This is a genomic window from Algoriphagus sp. NF (assembly GCF_028823735.1).
GTDB lineage: Bacteria > Bacteroidota > Bacteroidia > Cytophagales > Cyclobacteriaceae > Algoriphagus > Algoriphagus marincola.
The window spans coordinates 18874-36621 of record NZ_JAPEIB010000039.1 but is presented as its reverse complement, the minus strand read 5'-3'; the positions used below and the strand labels follow the sequence as shown (position 1 = coordinate 36621).

16 protein-coding genes and 1 tRNA gene are annotated in these 17748 nt (G+C 40.9%); 2 read left to right on the top strand and 15 right to left on the bottom strand.

Annotated features, from left to right (window positions below):
• Positions 1–10: 10 nt before the first annotated feature.
• The 3 genes from OU792_RS15540 to OU792_RS15530 all read right to left on the bottom strand — a co-directional run bounded on the left by OU792_RS15540 (position 11) and on the right by OU792_RS15530 (position 4171).
• Entirely contained in the window at positions 11–529 is a 519-nt protein-coding gene (locus OU792_RS15540; RefSeq protein WP_274670653.1) for a PIG-L deacetylase family protein, read from the bottom strand.
• Positions 526–3936 (bottom strand): HEAT repeat domain-containing protein, encoded by a 3411-nt coding sequence (locus OU792_RS15535; RefSeq protein WP_134201350.1) that lies wholly within the window; start codon positions 3934–3936, stop codon positions 526–528. The genes OU792_RS15540 and OU792_RS15535 overlap by 4 nt, the downstream gene beginning before the upstream one ends.
• A 163-nt stretch (positions 3937–4099) precedes the next feature.
• Positions 4100–4171 (bottom strand) — tRNA-Glu (locus OU792_RS15530).
• A gap of 193 nt (positions 4172–4364) precedes the next feature.
• Here OU792_RS15530 and gap point away from each other — a divergent pair.
• A complete protein-coding gene (gap, locus tag OU792_RS15525) occupies positions 4365–5384 on the top strand; it encodes a type I glyceraldehyde-3-phosphate dehydrogenase (protein WP_026945657.1) in 1020 nt (339 codons plus the stop codon).
• 26 nt (positions 5385–5410) lie between these two features.
• Here gap and OU792_RS15520 read toward each other — a convergent pair whose 3' ends face one another.
• The 11 genes from OU792_RS15520 to OU792_RS15470 form a co-directional block, all read right to left on the bottom strand.
• Positions 5411–6103: a TIGR04283 family arsenosugar biosynthesis glycosyltransferase gene (locus OU792_RS15520; RefSeq protein ID WP_274670652.1), complete on the bottom strand. Its 693-nt coding sequence runs from the start codon at positions 6101–6103 to the stop codon at positions 5411–5413.
• Positions 6104–6261: 158 nt separating this feature from the next.
• Positions 6262–6873: a TIGR04282 family arsenosugar biosynthesis glycosyltransferase gene (locus tag OU792_RS15515; protein ID WP_274670651.1), complete on the bottom strand. Its 612-nt coding sequence runs from the start codon at positions 6871–6873 to the stop codon at positions 6262–6264.
• Between the two features lie 348 nt (positions 6874–7221).
• Positions 7222–7890 (bottom strand): bifunctional 4-hydroxy-2-oxoglutarate aldolase/2-dehydro-3-deoxy-phosphogluconate aldolase, encoded by a 669-nt coding sequence (locus tag OU792_RS15510; RefSeq protein ID WP_134201344.1) that lies wholly within the window; start codon positions 7888–7890, stop codon positions 7222–7224.
• The gene (locus OU792_RS15505; protein WP_274670650.1) at positions 7891–8883 is read right to left on the bottom strand and encodes a sugar kinase; all 993 of its coding nucleotides are present in this window, start codon (positions 8881–8883) and stop codon (positions 7891–7893) included.
• 134 nt (positions 8884–9017) lie between these two features.
• Positions 9018–9665 carry a hypothetical protein gene (locus OU792_RS15500; RefSeq protein WP_274670649.1) on the bottom strand — a complete coding sequence of 216 codons (648 nt, stop codon included), beginning with the start codon at positions 9663–9665 and terminating at the stop codon, positions 9018–9020.
• A gap of 125 nt (positions 9666–9790) precedes the next feature.
• Positions 9791–10075, bottom strand: a complete 285-nt coding sequence (locus OU792_RS15495; RefSeq protein WP_134201338.1) for a DUF1330 domain-containing protein — start codon at positions 10073–10075, stop codon at positions 9791–9793.
• Between the two features lie 12 nt (positions 10076–10087).
• Positions 10088–11476: a TolC family protein gene (locus OU792_RS15490; protein WP_134201336.1), complete on the bottom strand. Its 1389-nt coding sequence runs from the start codon at positions 11474–11476 to the stop codon at positions 10088–10090.
• Positions 11476–12828 carry an HlyD family secretion protein gene (locus OU792_RS15485; protein WP_134201334.1) on the bottom strand — a complete coding sequence of 451 codons (1353 nt, stop codon included), beginning with the start codon at positions 12826–12828 and terminating at the stop codon, positions 11476–11478. Before OU792_RS15485 ends, OU792_RS15490 begins: the two co-directional genes overlap by 1 nt.
• 2 nt (positions 12829–12830) lie before the next feature.
• Positions 12831–14534: a peptidase domain-containing ABC transporter gene (locus OU792_RS15480; RefSeq protein WP_134201332.1), complete on the bottom strand. Its 1704-nt coding sequence runs from the start codon at positions 14532–14534 to the stop codon at positions 12831–12833.
• Positions 14524–15204 carry a TetR/AcrR family transcriptional regulator gene (locus OU792_RS15475; RefSeq protein WP_026945667.1) on the bottom strand — a complete coding sequence of 227 codons (681 nt, stop codon included), beginning with the start codon at positions 15202–15204 and terminating at the stop codon, positions 14524–14526. Before OU792_RS15475 ends, OU792_RS15480 begins: the two co-directional genes overlap by 11 nt.
• A gap of 103 nt (positions 15205–15307) precedes the next feature.
• Positions 15308–15688, bottom strand: a complete 381-nt coding sequence (locus tag OU792_RS15470; protein WP_134201330.1) for a hypothetical protein — start codon at positions 15686–15688, stop codon at positions 15308–15310.
• A gap of 86 nt (positions 15689–15774) precedes the next feature.
• On the opposite strand from OU792_RS15470, the gene OU792_RS15465 reads away from it, so the two are divergent.
• A complete protein-coding gene (locus tag OU792_RS15465; protein ID WP_274670648.1) occupies positions 15775–17301 on the top strand; it encodes a BCCT family transporter in 1527 nt (508 codons plus the stop codon).
• On the opposite strand, the gene OU792_RS15460 is transcribed toward OU792_RS15465, so the two are convergent.
• Positions 17296–17673, bottom strand: a complete 378-nt coding sequence (locus tag OU792_RS15460; protein ID WP_026945670.1) for a DUF983 domain-containing protein — start codon at positions 17671–17673, stop codon at positions 17296–17298. The two genes, OU792_RS15465 and OU792_RS15460, sit on opposite strands and share 6 nt — an antisense overlap.
• Positions 17674–17748 lie beyond the last annotated feature (75 nt).

Sequence of the window (17748 nt, the reverse complement as noted above, 5' to 3'; positions counted from 1 at the left end):
TTTTATAACTTTAAAATCGCTGCTTAACTAGTCCAACTTTTAAGCGGAAAGAGCACTTTGAATCATAAGAAATCAGTATATCTGGCTCTATTTTACGGATCCATTGGTCAGAAATTTTTTTCAGGCTGTCAAGACCTAGGTTCTTTAATCCTCCATCTGGATAATTTAAGAGATGCAATTTGACTCCAATTAAGTCTACCGAATTTTGAAGTTCCTTGCTCCGAATTTCTGCAAGCTCGCTTTTATCAAGTTTGCCAAAAGTATTTCCTGCTTCTCCTTTTGTCAGGCAAACCAAGTGTACAGCATGACCTTCACTTGCTAATTGATTTAGGGTGCCTGCCACGGTAATTTCATCATCTGGATGAGGAAAAAAAGCCAGAATCACTTGATTATTTTTCGCAGGAATCAATTGTGGTTTTTCTGGAATACCTGAATCATGAAGCAATTGGTTTCCAATGACAATCAATAAAAAAGGGGCTAGCAATAGAAAAAGCCCTATCGCTAGCCCCAACTTTAAAACAGTCTTCATTCAACCCGATTTAGTGTTGATAGAAAGCTCACCAAATCTCTTATTTCGCGTTTATTGAGCATTTCTGCCATAGAAGGCATACTTGATGGAGCTAATTTTTTCTCCTTTATCTCAGCATTGGAATAGCTTTTTGTTTCACCCTGTCCATTTTTGATTGAGACTCCCTCTGCCGAGTCTTTTTCAAGGGTTCCGCTTACCGTTTCCCCGTTCTCAAGTTCCAATGTCACAAAGCCATAACCCGGAGCAAGTCGGGCACTCGGTTCCACAAGAGCTATTAGTAGTTCCTCTCGGGAAAGTTGACGAGCAATTCCATTTAATCTGGGACCTGCGTTTCCTCCCATATCATCATATGCATGGCATCGAATACATTGAGCTGCTTGATTTTGGAAGAAAATGGTTCGGCCTTCCCGGACATTTCCTTCTGCCAAAGCGCCTTGGAATAACCTCCAATTCTCATCTCCGGCTTTTTCTTTAAGTAATTGCTGGAATTGTGAGATTAGAGTTTCTGAACCCGTTTTATCAATGGCTTCTTCCAATTCTACCCAAATTGGAGAGGAAATTCTATCTGCCTTAAAATCTGTAAGGATAGTCTCCCAACCTTCAAAAGAAGCGCTATTTTCCAAGGTAGAAAGCGTTAATAATGCTTGGCGTTTTTCCTCATTGGATTGATTCCTGATGATCGTCAAGAGTAGTTCCTGTTTCTGATCCAAAGGAAGTGCTGATTGCGAAAGCAAAGAAAGCCCAGCTACTCTTACCGCTTGATTAGAGTCCTTCATTGCAATCGGAATTGCCTCAGCAAGATCATCAGTTTGTAACCGATCCAGTGCCTGGAGGGCAGCAACCTTCATATCCGAATCAGAAGAGCTTTTGACCAAACTTAAAAGCGATGAAGAAGCATCACTTACTCCAGCTTTCCCTATTGCCTTTACGGCCTCCAAACGAGTATCTGCCTGATTGCTTGTAAGTAATGATAAGAAGACAGGTCTAGCCTTTTCTTGTAGCAAAGTAGGATCTCTTTCTACTTCTCCTCGATACCTTCCATCCACACGGTCTACTAAGGAAGGTTTGGACCAAGTACCTAAAGCAGCTATAGCCTCACTTTTCATCGCTTGAGGGATATCATTTCGACTGACATAGGCTAATAAATCATTTAATTGTTGCTCTCCTCCTAATCGTTGATTGGCACTGATGATCCTTCGAACTAATGGTTCAAAGTCAGATTTTGTGGTGTTAATTAAAGCTGCCAAATCAGGTAATGAGGCTTCGACAGAAAAATCATCATGAATAGCTCTCGCCGCTTCTGCTACAATCAATTCTTCAGAATCAGCTAAGAATTTGGATAGTCCTGGGCTTTCAAGCCTTCTTAATGCAATCACTGCTCCCATTCTGACAGCCTTTGATGGATGAATATAAAGTTGGGTGATTTTCTCCTCCTCGTTGATCCTAGCAAGTGCCAGACTCGCAGCATGCCGGATGTAAGCATCTTCATCATTATTGGCTTCCAAAAGATTGACCAGGCCGTCAAAAGCCTCCTTGTGACCCGCTCTTCCCAATGCCTCAGCAGCAAAAAATCTAACCCGGGCATTTTCATCCTGAAGGTTTTGAATTAGTTGACTGCTGACTTGGTCATACCGAATATCTCCAAGCCATTTGGCAGCTTGAGCACGAATTTCCGCATCCTCATCTTGCAGGTATGGGACTATTTTGTCTGCATATTTTCGATCATCCAACCTTGCCAGTTGACTTAATCCAACAATGGCATGAATTCTAGCTAATTGATTGCTCTTATCAGCTAATACCTTCTCAAAGGTAGCAGCCCCATCCGTACCACGCTTGGCCAACTCAAATTGTGCTTTGCGCCTTACGCGCAGATCTTCATGATAAAGCTTCGATTTAAGCTCATCTTCGGCAATAGTTTTGTAATCCGCCTGAAGTTCTTGTTTGGTTTGCTGTTGAAGTTCCCAATTTTCTGCACTTTCATCTTCAAGCTTCCAAATTCGACCATAATTTTTGGTTCCCCAGCCATCTATCCAATCTGCAAAATACAAGGCTCCATCCGGTCCAAAATCCATTCCCGTAGGTAATACTCCAGAAGCAATTCGCTCAGTTGACTTCAGTTCAAAAGTTGCTCCTTTAGGTTCTAATGTAAAGGCATGTATCCCGGAGTTAGCGGCATTGCCTACAAACTCCACAACGAAAAAGTGATCCTTCCACCTTGGCCCGAGACCAGCACCTGGGTTATAAACCATTCCCGTAGGACCAGAAACATAATTAGCAATTGGAGGAGTAATGAAAGCTGCTTGCTTTTCCCATCGAGGGGTAAAAAAACGTTCGTCCATCCAAACCTTGTATCGATTATTGTCAGGATCTCGGTATTTCCCGAATTGCCAATTGATTCGCCATCCGGTATCACTCCCATTGGTGATGTAGACCAATCGTTCCTTTTCACCGGCATGATCGCCGTCATTATCTACAGAAATCAAATTGGTATGTTCGTCGAAGACAAATTCATGAGTATTTCTAACCCCCATGGCATAGATTTCAAAATCAGAGCCATCTGGATTTGCTCTTGCAATTACTCCTCTATTTGGATATTTCCACTCTTTCCCATCAGGACCTTTTCCATTGAAGCCAATATCACCTATCCCCCAATAAACTCTACCATCAGGCCCCATTTCCAAGCCAGACATGCCATGAGCACCAAATCCAATATGAATTCCATAGCCGTGAGAGATAGACTCTTTTTCATCCATGATCCCATCTCCATTAGTATCCATCATACGCCACATATCAGGGCCTACTCCGACGTAGAGGGCGTCCTCCCCTTTCATCACAGCTCCGGCAACGTCCGTAACCTCATCGTTGAAATCCTCAACGATCATCTGGTATTGATCAGCATACCCATCTTGATCCGTATCGTCAACACGAAAAATCTGCTCCTTTTCTACTGTCATATCCCTCCAATCGTGAGAGCCATCACCATTTAGATCTTCCAACCAGGAATTGATTTCGCTTCGCTCAGGAGAAAGTTCTTCGTGTAGAAACTTCCGCTTATCCTCTATATTTTGAAGACTGATGGAGCGAATTTCCCAGTCCTGATGACCACGAATATCAAATTCTGAGTTTTTCTGTCTATTGGTTCGGGTGTAATAAAGTGAGCCATCATCCGTGATATGAATGGAAATTGGATCAAAAATCAATGAATCCACTGCCCAAACATCTAACTTCAAGCCTTCTTTTAGGTTGGGACTCACTTGAGTTTTGGCAGCAGCTGCTTGACTTTGAATCTCTTCCTTGCTTAAGGATTTGATCCTCAAATCAACAGGCTCATTTTTTTGACAAGCAAATAGGATAAAACTTCCAATCAATGGAATTGAAAGCTTCTTTAGGAATTTTGTGGGGTACATATTTCAGGTTTATGGTTTGCAAACCCAAAATAGCAAAAAGATAAAGTAATTCTTTTCCAGCCATAAAAAACAAAACCCCGATCATGGACCGGGATTTGTCATCTTTAACCACTAACAACCATAAAATAAAAAATGTAAATGTCTCGGGTGATTGAGAACTAAGTAGTCCGTACGGGAATCGAACCCGTGTTTCATCCGTGAAAGGGATGCGTCCTAACCCCTAGACGAACGGACCATTTTGGGATTATCAAGCCCTCTTTTTAAAAGGTTGTGCAAATATAGAAGTCTGTTTTTAGAATAACAAAGTGCCCTAAAAAAAATCTGATAATTTCTTATAAAGGCCTGATCATTAGGCTGAAAAATTTTACCCTAAAAAAGTGCTAAGAATGCCTAATTTTGAAGAACAAAGAAAAGCCAGAATATACCCAATGAACAAGAAAATTAGAGTTGCTATCAATGGATTTGGAAGAATAGGGAGATACACCACCAAGCTCTTGATGGATAAAGATAATATTGAACTGGTGGCTATCAATGATTTAGCCAATAACGAATCCATCTTGCACCTACTGAAATATGATTCTATTCATAGAAAGTTTGACAGGAAAATCAGTCTTGATGGGAATTTTTTAGTCTCTGAAGGCAATAAAATCCGGCTTTTAGAACAATCAAAACCGGAATTGTTGCCATGGAGAGAGATGGAGATCGACTTGGTCATCGAGTGTACCGGAAGGTTTACATCTAGAGAATCTGCTTCGCTCCATTTGGATGCTGGCGCTAAAAAGGTTTTGATATCAGCTCCTTCACCAGATGAAAGCATCAAAATGATTGTATTGGGAGTGAATGAGAACATTTTGACAGGAAAAGAAAAAATCATCAGTAATGCCTCCTGTACTACCAATTGCCTTGCTCCGATGGTCCAAATTCTCGATCAAAACTTCGGACTGGTAAAAGGCTATGCATCTACGGTTCACTCCTACACCAATGATCAAAACCTTCATGATGCGCCGCATCGCGACCTGAGAAGAGCAAGAGCAGCGGCTTATTCCATTATTCCGACTACGACCAATGCAGGAAAAGCTTTAGACAGGGTCCTTCCAAGGTTAAATGGAAGAATAGAAGCATCTGCTATGCGGGTACCTGTGCCTAACGGTTCTCTGACAGATTTGATCGTCGAAATTGAAAAGGAAGCGAGTGTAGAAGAAATTAATCAAGCTTTTGAAAATGCTTCAAAAAACCAATTTAAAGGGATTCTTCAAGTAGAAAGTGATCCGATCGTTTCCATGGATATCATCGGGAACCCTCACTCCTGCATCATTGACAAAGAACTGACCTCAAGTAAGGGAAATATGGTCAAGCTAGTAGGATGGTATGACAATGAAGCTGGATACTCCAATCGACTCGTAGACTTAATTGAAGTTATTTTCGAAAAAAAGCAAGAAAGGATTTAGAAGCGCATTTTTAACCGGATCAACCCCTAACTTCGCTTTAGCATCCCATAGTATTGCTCACGAATTTCTCTTGGATCTCTTTTTTGCAAGAAATTCTTGAACGCTATCAAATTGGCCCATTGCACCCTTAGCCAACTATTATTCTCGTATTTTCGTGCAGAAACTTTAATAGATTTTGGAATAATATAGAATTGATACTGGATTTTTATTCTTTTAACTAATTCAAAATCTTCCATGATGCAGAATTGCTCATTGAAACCACCCAAGCTGTCAAAAAGGTCCTTTTTAATGAAAAGAGTCTGATCACCTCCTCCTGATAAAATCCCATTGAAACGGGTAAACCAAGAATTAATTTTCAAGAGTGGATGCTTAGAATCAAAACGGTATCGATAACATCCCGCAAGCTTTCCATTTGCCACTGCCCTTTCAATATCCTCAAAAAACCCAGGGACAGGTCGGGTATCAGCATGAACAAAATAGAGTGTATCACCGATTGCCAACATAGCCCCCTTATTCATCTGAACAGCCCTACTAGACCTTTCAACTCGGATGAAAGTTACTGGATGTTTTAGGCAAATCTCCTCACTGAAATCCCCGCTATTGGCATCTACGACGATGATTTCATGCTTCTTCTCTGCTAGCTCCTTTTTCAAAAATGGAATCAAAGCTTTCAGGTTTTCTTCTTCATTTAGGGTCGGAATGATGACAGAAAGTTTCATTAAAGCAAGAGGATTATTTTTTCAATTACAGGGTTTAAAGTTGGAGCTTGAATTCCGACCTTGCTTGGTTCATTCTATAAAAAGCTCTGCTATACTTTTCTGAAGGAAATTTCACTTGCTTTTCAGAATCCTGCCATTCTTTCGGATCATTATCAAATTTATTTTCCCTCCAATTCATCGATCAAGCTTTTCATTTTTTGCCAATTTTCAAGAGTATCAATATCCGACCGAACGGCTAACTCACTGTAAGATATTCCTATCGATTTGATATTGGATTTAGTCTGGATAATTACTTCTGAAGTACTCCAATTTACATCATGAAAAAGTTGGGGAAAATACTGACTCATACCTAGCAGATAATACCCACCATCTTCTGCTGGACCTATCACCACATCCCGATGATTTAGTGTCTCGAAAGCCTCCAAAAACAATTCGGGATTTATCTCTGCACAATCTGTCCCAATTATCAAAACCTTCTGATAACCAGCGGAAAATAAATCTGAAAAGGCGTTTGACATTCGCTCGCCTAGTCCATTTCCAGTCTGAACTTTGAAATGATAGGATCCATACCGTGGCTTATCCTCAGGAACAAAATTGGAATAATAGAGAAACTTATCGACTGCCACCTGACTACAAATCCAATGAGTGAATTCACAAAGTCTGTCGTAAATTTCTAGTGCTTTATGATCCCCAAGATCCTTGGCTAACCGGGTTTTCACCTTGCCTAATTGAGCATTTTTCTGGAAGATGATGATTGCAGACCTTTCCATTATGCAACCCCTCCTCCGCAGTTAAATCGCATATTTTTATAGTATACCAAGCGAAAGCTTTTGAATAATCCATTTGAAAATGACTTCTGATATTTTCGAGTTTTATTTGGATTACTAGGATTAAAAAGCGTTTTCATAATTTTAACTACGATCTCATTAAGTTTTTTGGTTTTAGAAAGGTTAAAAAGGATTGAAGATTAACCAAATTGATATTTTACGATTTGGAAAAAACAGCATTGAACTTAAGTCAAAATTCGTTTTGATTTGATTTTCAATTCCTTAAAGCTAAGTTATCCCACCTGGTTAATTTATTTCAATTGAGGTATTGAGATTGGATTCAAAAACCACTTATTGATTAGCCTTTATATCTTGAATCCAATTAACCACCGAGCTGATAGAAGATGAGATTTTTGAATATTCTCCATTTGCGATCCAGTCTTTTCTCATTAATTGGGATCCCATACCTACACAAAGGACTCCTGCATCAAACCAGGGTTTGATGCTTCCCAAATTAGGTTCTACCCCTCCTGTTGGAATGATTTCAACCTTAGGCAGTACAGCATGAATAGCGGGCACAAAATCAGGTCCTAGAATATTTGCTGGATAGATCTTGACCAATTCCGCTCCAAGTTCTGTAGCTTGAAAAACTTCCGTAACGGTCCCGCAACCAGGTACCCACGGCACATCTACTTTGCGGCAATAGTCACCTAACTTCGCGTTCATAACTGGAGCGACAATGAACTCTGCTCCCATTTCAATAAACTCTTCGGCTTGCCAAGGATGATAAATAGTCCCTACTCCCAAGGACAGTCCAGGAAGGGATTCGGCAAGCCTTTTCAAAGCCGGAAACACAAGGGTCGCTCTATCCCCTCTATTTACTAATTCGATCACTCGGATACCACCCTCATAGGCAGTTTCCAGAAGCTTCAGGCATACATTTTCATCTGGGTGATAAAATATGGGCATTACTCCAGCTTTATCCATTTTCCTGATAAACTCACTTTCTTGATTTCTCATTTATCTTTTGATTGCTCCGGATTTGCCCTCCAGAATTTCCTTTATTTCCTCCTCAGATCCGATCAATACATCTCCTGGAATGCTATGTTTTAAAACGGCTGCACCCAATCCAAAGTCCAAGGATTCTTGGATAGACTTCCTATTTATTAATCCAAAAATTAGGCCACTGGCAAATGCATCTCCCGTTCCAACTCGATCTATAATATTTTGAATTTCAATTGATTCAGTACTTATTGATGAATCTTTAGTGTAGGCATTTGCTGATAGTGTATTGTGAGAGGCAGAATGTACGATTCGTTGGGTATTCACTATCATTTGGAGGTTTTGTAAATGCTGAAATGCAAAAGTCCTTGCCTCCTGTAAAGACTGAAAATCTTTATTTAAGCACTGATTGAAATCACGGGTTCCACCAATTATATGGGTCGTAAGTTCCATCATTCGAGGCATGATTTCATCCGGACTCTTTCCGTATTTCCAAAGATTAGATCGATAATTAAGATCGCCTGACACAGGGATTGAATTTTTTCTAGCGGCTTCCAAAAGCCTCAAAGTAAGATTAGCAGATTCTTGAGAAAGGGCCGGAGTAATACCTGACCAATGCACCCACCCAAATTCTTTGAGTATCTCCTCCCAATTTTCATCACTCCCATCATAGGATGAAAAACTACTATTTGCACGGTCATAGACGATTTTGGAGCTTCTAAGCCCAGAACCTTGCTCTAAAAAATATACTCCCAATCTTCCAGGAAGAAATTTGACAAAAGTGGTATCAATTCCATTTTTTCTGAGATGGGACACTGCAGCCTTTCCTAAATCATGGTTGGGAAAAGCGGTCACATGTGATACCTGCATTCCAAAATTGGACAATCCCGCTGCCACATTAGCCTCAGAACCACCAAAAACCAGATTAAATGAGTTCGCTTGTGCTAATCGCTGATTATCAGGCGGACTCAAGCGAAGCATTATTTCACCTAAAGTCAGTACTTTTTTCATAGAAATTGGAAAGAAGAAAAATAGATTATTAAAGTGCTAAATCCAATCTTGACTCCATAATCTTGCGAAACCGATTCCAATAAAAAAGCCTTCCCAAAATGAGAAGGCTTCCTAAAACTGATTCGTTTGGAGGATTAGAATCTTAAAGAAGCTTTAACAACAGAGCTGCCTTTTCCATTTGTTGGGTTAAACCTTCCTTCTACAATGCCTTCTCCTGATGCGCCTCGAAATCTACCTGTCCCTCCGACGATTTCTACTTCAGCAACAAAAATGGTCAATGTTTCATTTATCGGTGTAGCTATATTCTCCAGACTCTTGAAAAATATCGCATTTCCTCTTCTGTCAACAGTTACTGAACTCACTTCATCAGGGATTTTTTTCAATCCTAATTTTGCCAATTCTTCGCCGTAAAACTGAGTTACGGGAGCACCAATAGATGTTGTTTCACTGGTTGCCAATTGATTAATATAAGAGGTAGCTCTTCCCATGAAGCGCGCAACACCTTTGCCTGTTCCTGGCAAAAAGGTAATTTCGTTCACTGGAATTTCTGGATTTTCGTTGGGAAAAGAAATCGGCGTGATTTGGTTTGAAAATACCTCCATGTATTTAAATGTACGCCCCTTTCGAAGGTTTTCAGACTCTGGGATTTCAGAGATTTCCTCCTCCGGCAATTCGGTAACCTGCACTTCTTCCGCTTCCTCAAGTCCTGACATACAGGAAGAAGCGATGAAAATTAGACATAAAAATGCCATTAATTTTCCTGTCAAATGGATCTTTTTCATTTTGATTTTTTTTAGGGTGATTGAATAATTTGGTGATTTTTTAAATAAAACAGATAAACTGAATATGAAACTTTCTATTTCAAAATCAGATTATTGCATCTTACACCAATAAAAATGCCAAACATTCAACTTTCCACAAGAAAAAATTTTGCTTGTGCAGCAGATTCCCTAATTTCTTTAGCCGCTTGATACTCCTTGGAATAATACCATTGCCTTGCAGTTTCTTTATCTGCAAACTCTAACATTACCAAGCGGTCATGATCCCAACTCCCTTCCAATGCTTCTACGGGATTACCTCGAAGTACAAATTTCCCCCCGAAAGCTTTGACAGTATCAGGGGTGAGTTTTTTGTAAGCTTCATATTGCTGTGGATCAGAAATATCCACTTGTACTATAATGTATGCAGGCATAGTTAAATAAGTTTATTCGAATCCAAATCCAGCAGCATAGCGAACTTTCGCATAGGATATTTTTCGTTTGGCCGCCAATCCATTCAAGGTAATTTTAGCATCAAAAACAGACACTTCGCGTGCGTTTACCAAGAACAAGGAACTCTCTCCCATTTCAAATCTACGGAGTTCGGCATTCAGTAAGCGCTCTAAGTTGAATACATTTTCTCTCAAGGTACTTACCTGCTGATTGATCACATTCCAAGAATTGATTTCTCCTTCCAGTTTGGTTCGTAGCTGTAATTCCTTCAAATCCCTGGAGTTTTGTTTGAAGTCAATCTTAGCTTTCGCAAGTCCCAGGGATCCTCTGGCTTTTCTCCATAGAATGGGCGTGTAGACCGATACACCGAACTTATAGTTATTCTCAAAGAATGGAGATTGCTCAAAACCACCAAGTTCTTCTACCAGAAAGTTATATTTTAATTTTACTACAGGCAGAAGAGACTGTCCTTTTAGCTGCCGATCTACATCCAAACTTGCCAATTCGAAATCAGCAATCCGAAGATCCGGATGGATGCTGATGTTTTCCCGAAGTTCTGCTGGATCGATCGCGTATTGATCATTCTCCACGAGTGGCTGAGGAACCACTGTTGGATTTAGAAGCATAGGTTGCTCTTCTTCATTCCAAAGGAAGGCACTAAGCATCTGCGTATCAACAAAGAATTGATTCTGCAATCCCTGTAATCTATACTGCCGACTCAAGAGCTGCGTATAAGCTTCCACTGTATCAATGGCGGCAACGTCTCCTTGCTCAAAGCTTAACTTTACTGCACCATATCGGATTTCAGTCAATCGAACTGCTTCTTCAAATGCCTTCATATTGGCATAGCTCTCTGACCATTTCCAATACATCTCCACCCCTCCTAAATACAGCTCATTCAGAATTGCTATCCGCTCAGCCTCTGTCGATTGCTGATAAAGCTTCGCTTGTCTGAGCATGGCTCTTCTTTCATCTAAAATTAAACCCTGACCCAGATTGACTGCAGCACCGGCAGCAAAAAGGCCACCGGAAGGCACTGTAGCTTCAGGATCTAGGAATTGACCGGTATTTTGCTCAAAAGTACCCAAAAGCTCTACTCCTGCTAATGTCGGAACAGTAATCCCAGCTTCTCGTCGATCATAGTATTCGGTATCCTTGAAAGTCTTTTGATCCAAGTTACCGAATAGCAAGGGATCAAAAGCACCTCTTGCAGTTCGAACCTCCATGGCCCCCATCTCAAGGGTAATATCCGCTTGACGAGCTACGGGATGGTAAGATCTAACCCAATCCAGGAAACTCTCCAGTCGGAGGGTATCCATTTCTTGGCTCCAAACATTCTGAAAGAAAATAAACAGTAACGATGAAAGAATAAGTTTTTTCATTATTTCTCTTTCGCGATTGCATCTTTTTGTTCTTGGGTATAGTAGTCAGCCGGGAAGCCATTGAGCTGTCGCCAGATTTCATACCAAACAGGAACATCGTTCAACAAGGCAATACCATCTGCTCCCGAACCAATTCGTAGCATTTCTGGCCAAGGCTCCTCCTCCGGATCCTGTACTACCACCACTCTGTACTGATTATTATTACCAGCAAACTGATCAATCGCCGTAACTACACCTCCAAATGTACCATTGGATATCTGTGGCCAACCAGAAAAGACGATCGCAGGCCAACCGTCAAAAATAAAGCGAACCTTATTTCCAACTTTAATCAGAGGTAGATCTACAGGCTGCACATACATTTCCACTGCCAATTCAGCGTTAGCGGGAACGATATTCAAAATCGCATCCCCTTCTTTGATCGTCTCGCCAAGGCCCACTTGTATGGCTCTTGCCAAAAAACCGTCTTGTGGGGCAAGAATATGTCGGAAGTTAGTCCGAGCCTCATAATTGGAATACTGATTTTGAAGCTTGGTAACCGTCTCTTCAGCATCAAATTGGGCTGACATAGCAGTAAACTTCTCTGATTCAGCTTTGGCAAGTTTATCCTGAAATTCAGTCCGAATCGCATCCAGTTCAATCTGAGCAGTAATCAATTCATTTTGACTGCTCAGGAAGTCATTTTCTGCAGCTACTACTTTGGCCTGAACATCCTGAAAGCTAAGTCTCCGGGATTCCAGATCAGTAAGGGATCGAAGCCCTTCCTTGTACAATTCTTCCCATCGGTCAAGTCGTTCTTTTCCGATCTCAAAATTGATCTTGGCTTGTTGGAATTTGATACTATCCGACTCTACCTTCAGCTCCGACATCCGAAGTTTATTTTCAGCCTGCTGTAGTTTCAGCACATTATTCTTTTTCATTGCCTCAATCTGCATCTCCAAAGCATTTACCTTTTCCCGATAGGATAGCGCAGATTGATTTTTAGCATCCACTCGCAACTGGGTTCGTGGCAAGAGTAAGGTATCAAAATACTCATCTTTGATCTCAGAAATCGTCAAAATGGTATCTCCCTTTGCTACAAAAGCACCTTCAGTCACATACCACTTTTCTATTCGTCCTGCGATGACAGAATGAATCGTTTGCGGTCTTTGATCCGGTCTCAGTGCTGTTACATAGCCTTTGCTTCGAATATTCTGAGTCCATGGGATAAATAGGATCAAAAAGAACACCATCATGACACTTGTCAGGATTCTAATTCGCTTTTGACTTTCTTTCAGTGGCAAGGTCATGACCAAACTCTTTGCTCCACTGAATGGAATCGATTCTTTGATTCTTACTTTAGATATATTAAGCATGGTTAATTTCCTTTTTTCAATTGAACGTATCCAGAATAATCTCCTTGGTAGACCACACTACCTCTTTCCATTAGGATTACTTCATCCATTCTTTGAAGGATCGCATCATCTTGGGTCACCGCTATCAATGTCCAATCACCCTTTAACAAGTACTCAGTAACTCGTTCTTTGACCTCATCGGTCAAATAACCAAGAGCATTTTCCATGACCATGGCTTTAGGTTTCCCAAGCAAAGCTCGGCAAAGCAAGATGCTTTGCATCATTCGCTTGGAAAGCCCTTTGCCTTCCGGTTGAAGTTCGGTATTCAGATCATCTGGCAATTGATAGATAGATGATTTCAATCCAGTTAGTTCTAAAACTTCAGTCAATTGATTTTGATCGTACTCTCTACCAACGGTAATGTTTTCTAAAATGGTCCCGTGAAATATCTGTTCCATTTCCAGAAAATCCCCTACCATAGACCGGTACTTCTCTTTATTGATCATTTCCAGCGAAAGATCATTGACAGTCACAGTGCCTTGGTAATTTTCATAAAGTCCTGACAAAATCATCAGCAAGGCGCTTTTACCACTACCGCTTTCTCCTGTCACAGCTACCTTTTTACCGGATTTGATTTGAAGGGAGACACCTTTTAGAACTGGTTCGATTGAGTTTTTAGTCTGAAAGACTACCTTCTCCATCCCAAACATCAATCCAGATTCGAATGCCTGAATCACCTTTTCATTTCCTTTTGAATCTTCAAGTTCCAGATCCATTACGTGACCAAGCTTCTCCGTAGCGACCAGGGTATCATAGACAGTTTCTAGTGAAAGAATCAGCTTTTCTACCGAGTTAACCACTAGGATAATGATCACTTCGGCTGCAACGAATTGACCGATACTGATTTGCTCTTCGATCAAAAGTAAACTTCCCGCAACCAACAAACTCGTGACAATCAATACCTTGAAGGCAATCATGATTTTGTATTGGAATATCAAAACCCCAAAGTGCTTGGAACGGAAATCCACATAATGTTGAAGCAATTTATCGGCACGAAGGATGGGTAAGCGGGTATTTCCTACCAATTTGAAGGAGTTCATTGTGCGCCCTATTTCTTCCAACCAATAAGCAGTTTTGTACTTATAAGTGGACTCCTTAAGTGCCGTCTCCATTCCCTGAGGACCAGTAAAGTAAAAGATCAGGATAAGCAGTGCGATCAAAACCAAACCGAAAATGATAAAGGTCGGGTGGTAAAAGGACAAAAGCAGCAATCCAAAAATCACCTGTAGCAATGCTGTGGAGAAATCGATCAGAATTTTGGAAAGTCCTTTTTGCAAATTGACTGTATCAAAAAACCTATTGACTATCTCAGGTGCATAATCCCCCTGCACCGCTTCGGGCCTTACTCTTGGAAGTCTGTAGGCAAGCGAAAGTCCTGATTTACTAAATACACGCTGCTGAAGTTTCTCCGTGATTTGCAATTGGGAAATCTGAAGAAATCCTCCAAAAGCAACCCCAGCTGCCACGATAATGACCAATATCACCCAGGATGTCGATATTCTCCCTCCCAAAATGAAGTTCAAAATCGCCTGAATTCCCAGTGGAAGGGTCAGCGTGATCAATCCATTGAGGACTGCATAGAAGTAAATTGAGTAAACTTGGCTTTTCTCCTCTTTCAGAAGGCTGAAGAACCGGCCAATAGGTGTGATGCCTGAATTAGTTGTCATTTTGAATGGTTTTTACGACCAATTGATGGAAAAACTTATAACGCTCTAGTTTATTGAAGGAATTTTCAGTCATCCCAGGAAGATGCTTTGAATTAAAATTTTGAAGTAAACTCGACTCCAGCACAGTGTACACGAGCGTTTTTGGAAATTTATAATCAGGATTGAGTTCTGAAATAATATCCGCTATGCGCTCGCCAAACTTATAAACTTGGGCAAATACTCCTGCTTCGTGTTCATTATCCACTTCCTTGGTCAAAAAACCTTTTAGCGATTCGTTGATGACAATTTCCCGAAGACTGACGGGATTAAGGTAGTCATTCTTTTGAAATATGGGACCATCAGATAGCAGTCTAATGGCCACCGATAGACGCTCGGCCGGGTCATTCAGATTTGCAGTACCAAATACCAGATTATGCTCCATCCAGCCCCAATACCAAGCAGTGAGATACAAAAGAAGCTTGTGCTTATTTTCAAAATAGCGATAGATGGCCGCCTCTGTACTCCCTATTTCCTGTGATAATTTCTTGAATGTAAAATTCTCCAAACCCAACTCCTGAATCAATCTGGCACTTTCCTGCACGATTGATACACCTAAACTGGAGCTGAAGGGCTCTTTCTGATAAAGGTTGGGATTGACCTCAACCTTCATTTTACTGAGTATCGCCTCCATTTGCTGATTGTTGTTTCAGCCGTTGTAACGAGGCTTACTTCGATTTGGTTTAGTAAAAGTTCGATTTTTGTTAGTAATATTTACAAAAGGCGAATTAACACTATCAAAAGTCACGGTAAATCCATGCCCAAAGCATCAAAAGAGGATGTATAATCACTAATCTTACCCAGCCCACCCATGCCGGAGCACAGAGACCATCCGGAACACAACCTCCAATCTGAATGAAATAGACATGACTTGGAATAAAAGCTATCAACATTAAAAGGATACCGTAGACGGAAAGTTTGCGAGTTTTGCGAATCAGTAACCCTCCTGCTAAAATTAGTTCTGCCAACCCTGCCAGCGTATTTATAAGAATTTTATCTCCCAAATAATCAGGAATTAATGGAATGTAAAATTCAGGGTTGATAAAATGATTGATCCCTCCTACTCCGTAAAATATCACTAAGAGATAAGAGCCTACCTTATATATTTTTGATTGCATCTTTAGCTATTGAGGTTGAAAAGAATTTGCCTTAGCCAAAATTAACCCTTTCTTGCAAGCTACTGCAAAAATTGGATTGATCCTTCATGCCCGATTGGTTAAAAAAATATCTTCCTGTCAGAAAATCAGTATTCTGGCCACCAGTTTTATTATTGGTTTTTGCATTGGGCTTGAGCACTTTTTACCCAGATGTTTTTCTGGGTCAAATCAAGGAAATTCAGTCTTGGATACTACATAATTTCTCGCTTCCCATCAGCTATTTATCGTTTATCATGGTTGCCCTGATTATTTGGGTGCTCTTTTCTCCTTTGGGGAATTATAAAATCGGTGGACCGAAAGCAAAACCTAGACTTCATTTCTTTTCTTGGTTTGCCATTGTGCTTTGTACCACTATCGCCGTTGGAATCTTATTCTGGGGAAGTGCCGAGCCACTTTCTCACTTTCTTTCGCCTCCCAAATACCTAAATAGCGAATCAGGAAGTGAAAAAAGCAAAATCTTCGCTTTAGGTGCTTTATACTTTCACTGGGGTATTACTCCGTATTCCATCTATGCAGTACCAGCTCTTTTGTTTGGATTGATCTATTATGCGAGAAAGAATCGCTTTCGATTAAGCTTAATGCTTGTTCCCATTTATCCAGTCCGATCCAATGGCATAGGTTCCAAGCTTGTAGATATGGTAAGCCTTTTTGCCCTTGTCGCGGGCATGGCTGCTTCTTTGGGAGCGGGCATTTTAAGTTTGGCAAGTGCTTTAAGAGGTAGCCTTCCCGAGGCTGATTTTCAGTGGTTGACTCTTTTGGTAATGGGTCTAATTGTAGCCACATTTGTAGTGTCTGCCAGTACGGGGATTGATAGAGGTATTCGTAAGTTATCACTTTTCAACCTATGGTTTTTCGCGCTGTTTGCGCTGCTCTTTATCTACATCTCATGGGACTTGCAACCTCTCTCCAATATTCTGCCTGGCTTGAAGACCTATGCTTCTTGGTTTCCAGATCTCAGCCTGCAACTATCAGGAAAAGGGGCTCAATGGACCTTTGATTGGACTACCTTCAATTTGGCCGTTTGGATGGCTTGGGCGCCTATTACAGCATTGTTTCTTGGAAAGATCGCCATTGGTCGAACTGTCAGGGAATTTATCTTAGTCAACTTATTCCTTCCGGCTTCTTTTTGTGTGGCTTGGATGGGGATCTTTGGTGGAACAACGCTGGAACTAGCCGGGAACGATCCTGAATCTTACCGGACCGCTTTGCAAAGCTTAGGTCCCGAATCCATTATTTATCAGGTTTTTGGAGATTTAGGTCATCTAAAGGCCTTTTCCATTTTTTTTGGGATAGGAATGTTTATCTCTTATGTGACAGCCGCCGACTCCAGTACAGAAGCCATGGCTAGCCTTAGCATGAAAGGAAAGGTCGAGGATGAATTCCAAGTAAACTCGGGTCTGAAGATTTTCTGGGGAGTTTTGCTTGGCTTGATTTCTTGGGTAATGATCAATTACTCCGGAATAGAAGGAGTCCGGATTCTTTCCGTAATAGGTGGTTTACCGGCCTTTTTCTTCCTTTCACTGGCAAGTATCAGCCTTTTTATTCTGAGCCTAAAGCCCGATAAATTCCTATGATTGATCTCCTCGGTATTTCAGCTTTCCTAATCCATAGAGATATAGCACTTTGGAATAGCGAAGCATCAGAGGCATCAAAATAGAGTTCAAGACCACAATAGTGCCTAAATAAGTCCAAATAGTCGGTTTTTCGACCAAAACAGTTACAGCAACAAATACCGTAATAAACAAGGCTACTGAAAAAGCATAACTGATATACATGGCCCCATCATAGAAGCTCGGCTCTGGCTGGAAGTTCGCATCACATACGGCGCACTTTTTATTAATGGTGGTCAATTTACGATAACTGAACATCGGTACCGGAAAAAGATTTCCCTCTCTACATCGCGGGCATTTCCCCCCTAAAATGGCTCCACCAATTCCTTTTGACATGTATTATTCTAAATTTTGCGCAAAAATAAATACTCCACTTTTCCGAAATGTGACTGATCACACAAAAGAAAAGTG

Excerpts from the sequence above, each read along its gene's own strand:
- OU792_RS15480 (WP_134201332.1), bottom strand. The coding sequence starts at position 14,534 with ATGACAACTAATTCAGGCATCACACCTATTGGCCGGTTCTTCAGCCTT.
- OU792_RS15465 (WP_274670648.1), top strand. The coding sequence starts at position 15,775 with ATGCCCGATTGGTTAAAAAAATATCTTCCTGTCAGAAAATCAGTATTC.
- OU792_RS15520 (WP_274670652.1), bottom strand. The coding sequence starts at position 6,103 with ATGAAACTTTCTGTCATCATTCCGACCCTAAATGAAGAAGAAAACCTG.
- OU792_RS15505 (WP_274670650.1), bottom strand. The coding sequence starts at position 8,883 with ATGAAAAAAGTACTGACTTTAGGTGAAATAATGCTTCGCTTGAGTCCG.
- OU792_RS15535 (WP_134201350.1), bottom strand. The coding sequence starts at position 3,936 with ATGTACCCCACAAAATTCCTAAAGAAGCTTTCAATTCCATTGATTGGA.
- OU792_RS15515 (WP_274670651.1), bottom strand. The coding sequence starts at position 6,873 with ATGGAAAGGTCTGCAATCATCATCTTCCAGAAAAATGCTCAATTAGGC.
- OU792_RS15510 (WP_134201344.1), bottom strand. The coding sequence starts at position 7,890 with ATGAGAAATCAAGAAAGTGAGTTTATCAGGAAAATGGATAAAGCTGGA.
- OU792_RS15485 (WP_134201334.1), bottom strand. The coding sequence starts at position 12,828 with ATGCTTAATATATCTAAAGTAAGAATCAAAGAATCGATTCCATTCAGT.
- OU792_RS15460 (WP_026945670.1), bottom strand. The coding sequence starts at position 17,673 with ATGTCAAAAGGAATTGGTGGAGCCATTTTAGGGGGGAAATGCCCGCGA.
- OU792_RS15500 (WP_274670649.1), bottom strand. The coding sequence starts at position 9,665 with ATGAAAAAGATCCATTTGACAGGAAAATTAATGGCATTTTTATGTCTA.
- gap (WP_026945657.1), top strand. The coding sequence starts at position 4,365 with ATGAACAAGAAAATTAGAGTTGCTATCAATGGATTTGGAAGAATAGGG.
- OU792_RS15490 (WP_134201336.1), bottom strand. The coding sequence starts at position 11,476 with ATGAAAAAACTTATTCTTTCATCGTTACTGTTTATTTTCTTTCAGAAT.
- OU792_RS15540 (WP_274670653.1), bottom strand. The coding sequence starts at position 529 with ATGAAGACTGTTTTAAAGTTGGGGCTAGCGATAGGGCTTTTTCTATTG.
- OU792_RS15475 (WP_026945667.1), bottom strand. The coding sequence starts at position 15,204 with ATGGAGGCGATACTCAGTAAAATGAAGGTTGAGGTCAATCCCAACCTT.
- OU792_RS15470 (WP_134201330.1), bottom strand. The coding sequence starts at position 15,688 with ATGCAATCAAAAATATATAAGGTAGGCTCTTATCTCTTAGTGATATTT.
- OU792_RS15495 (WP_134201338.1), bottom strand. The coding sequence starts at position 10,075 with ATGCCTGCATACATTATAGTACAAGTGGATATTTCTGATCCACAGCAA.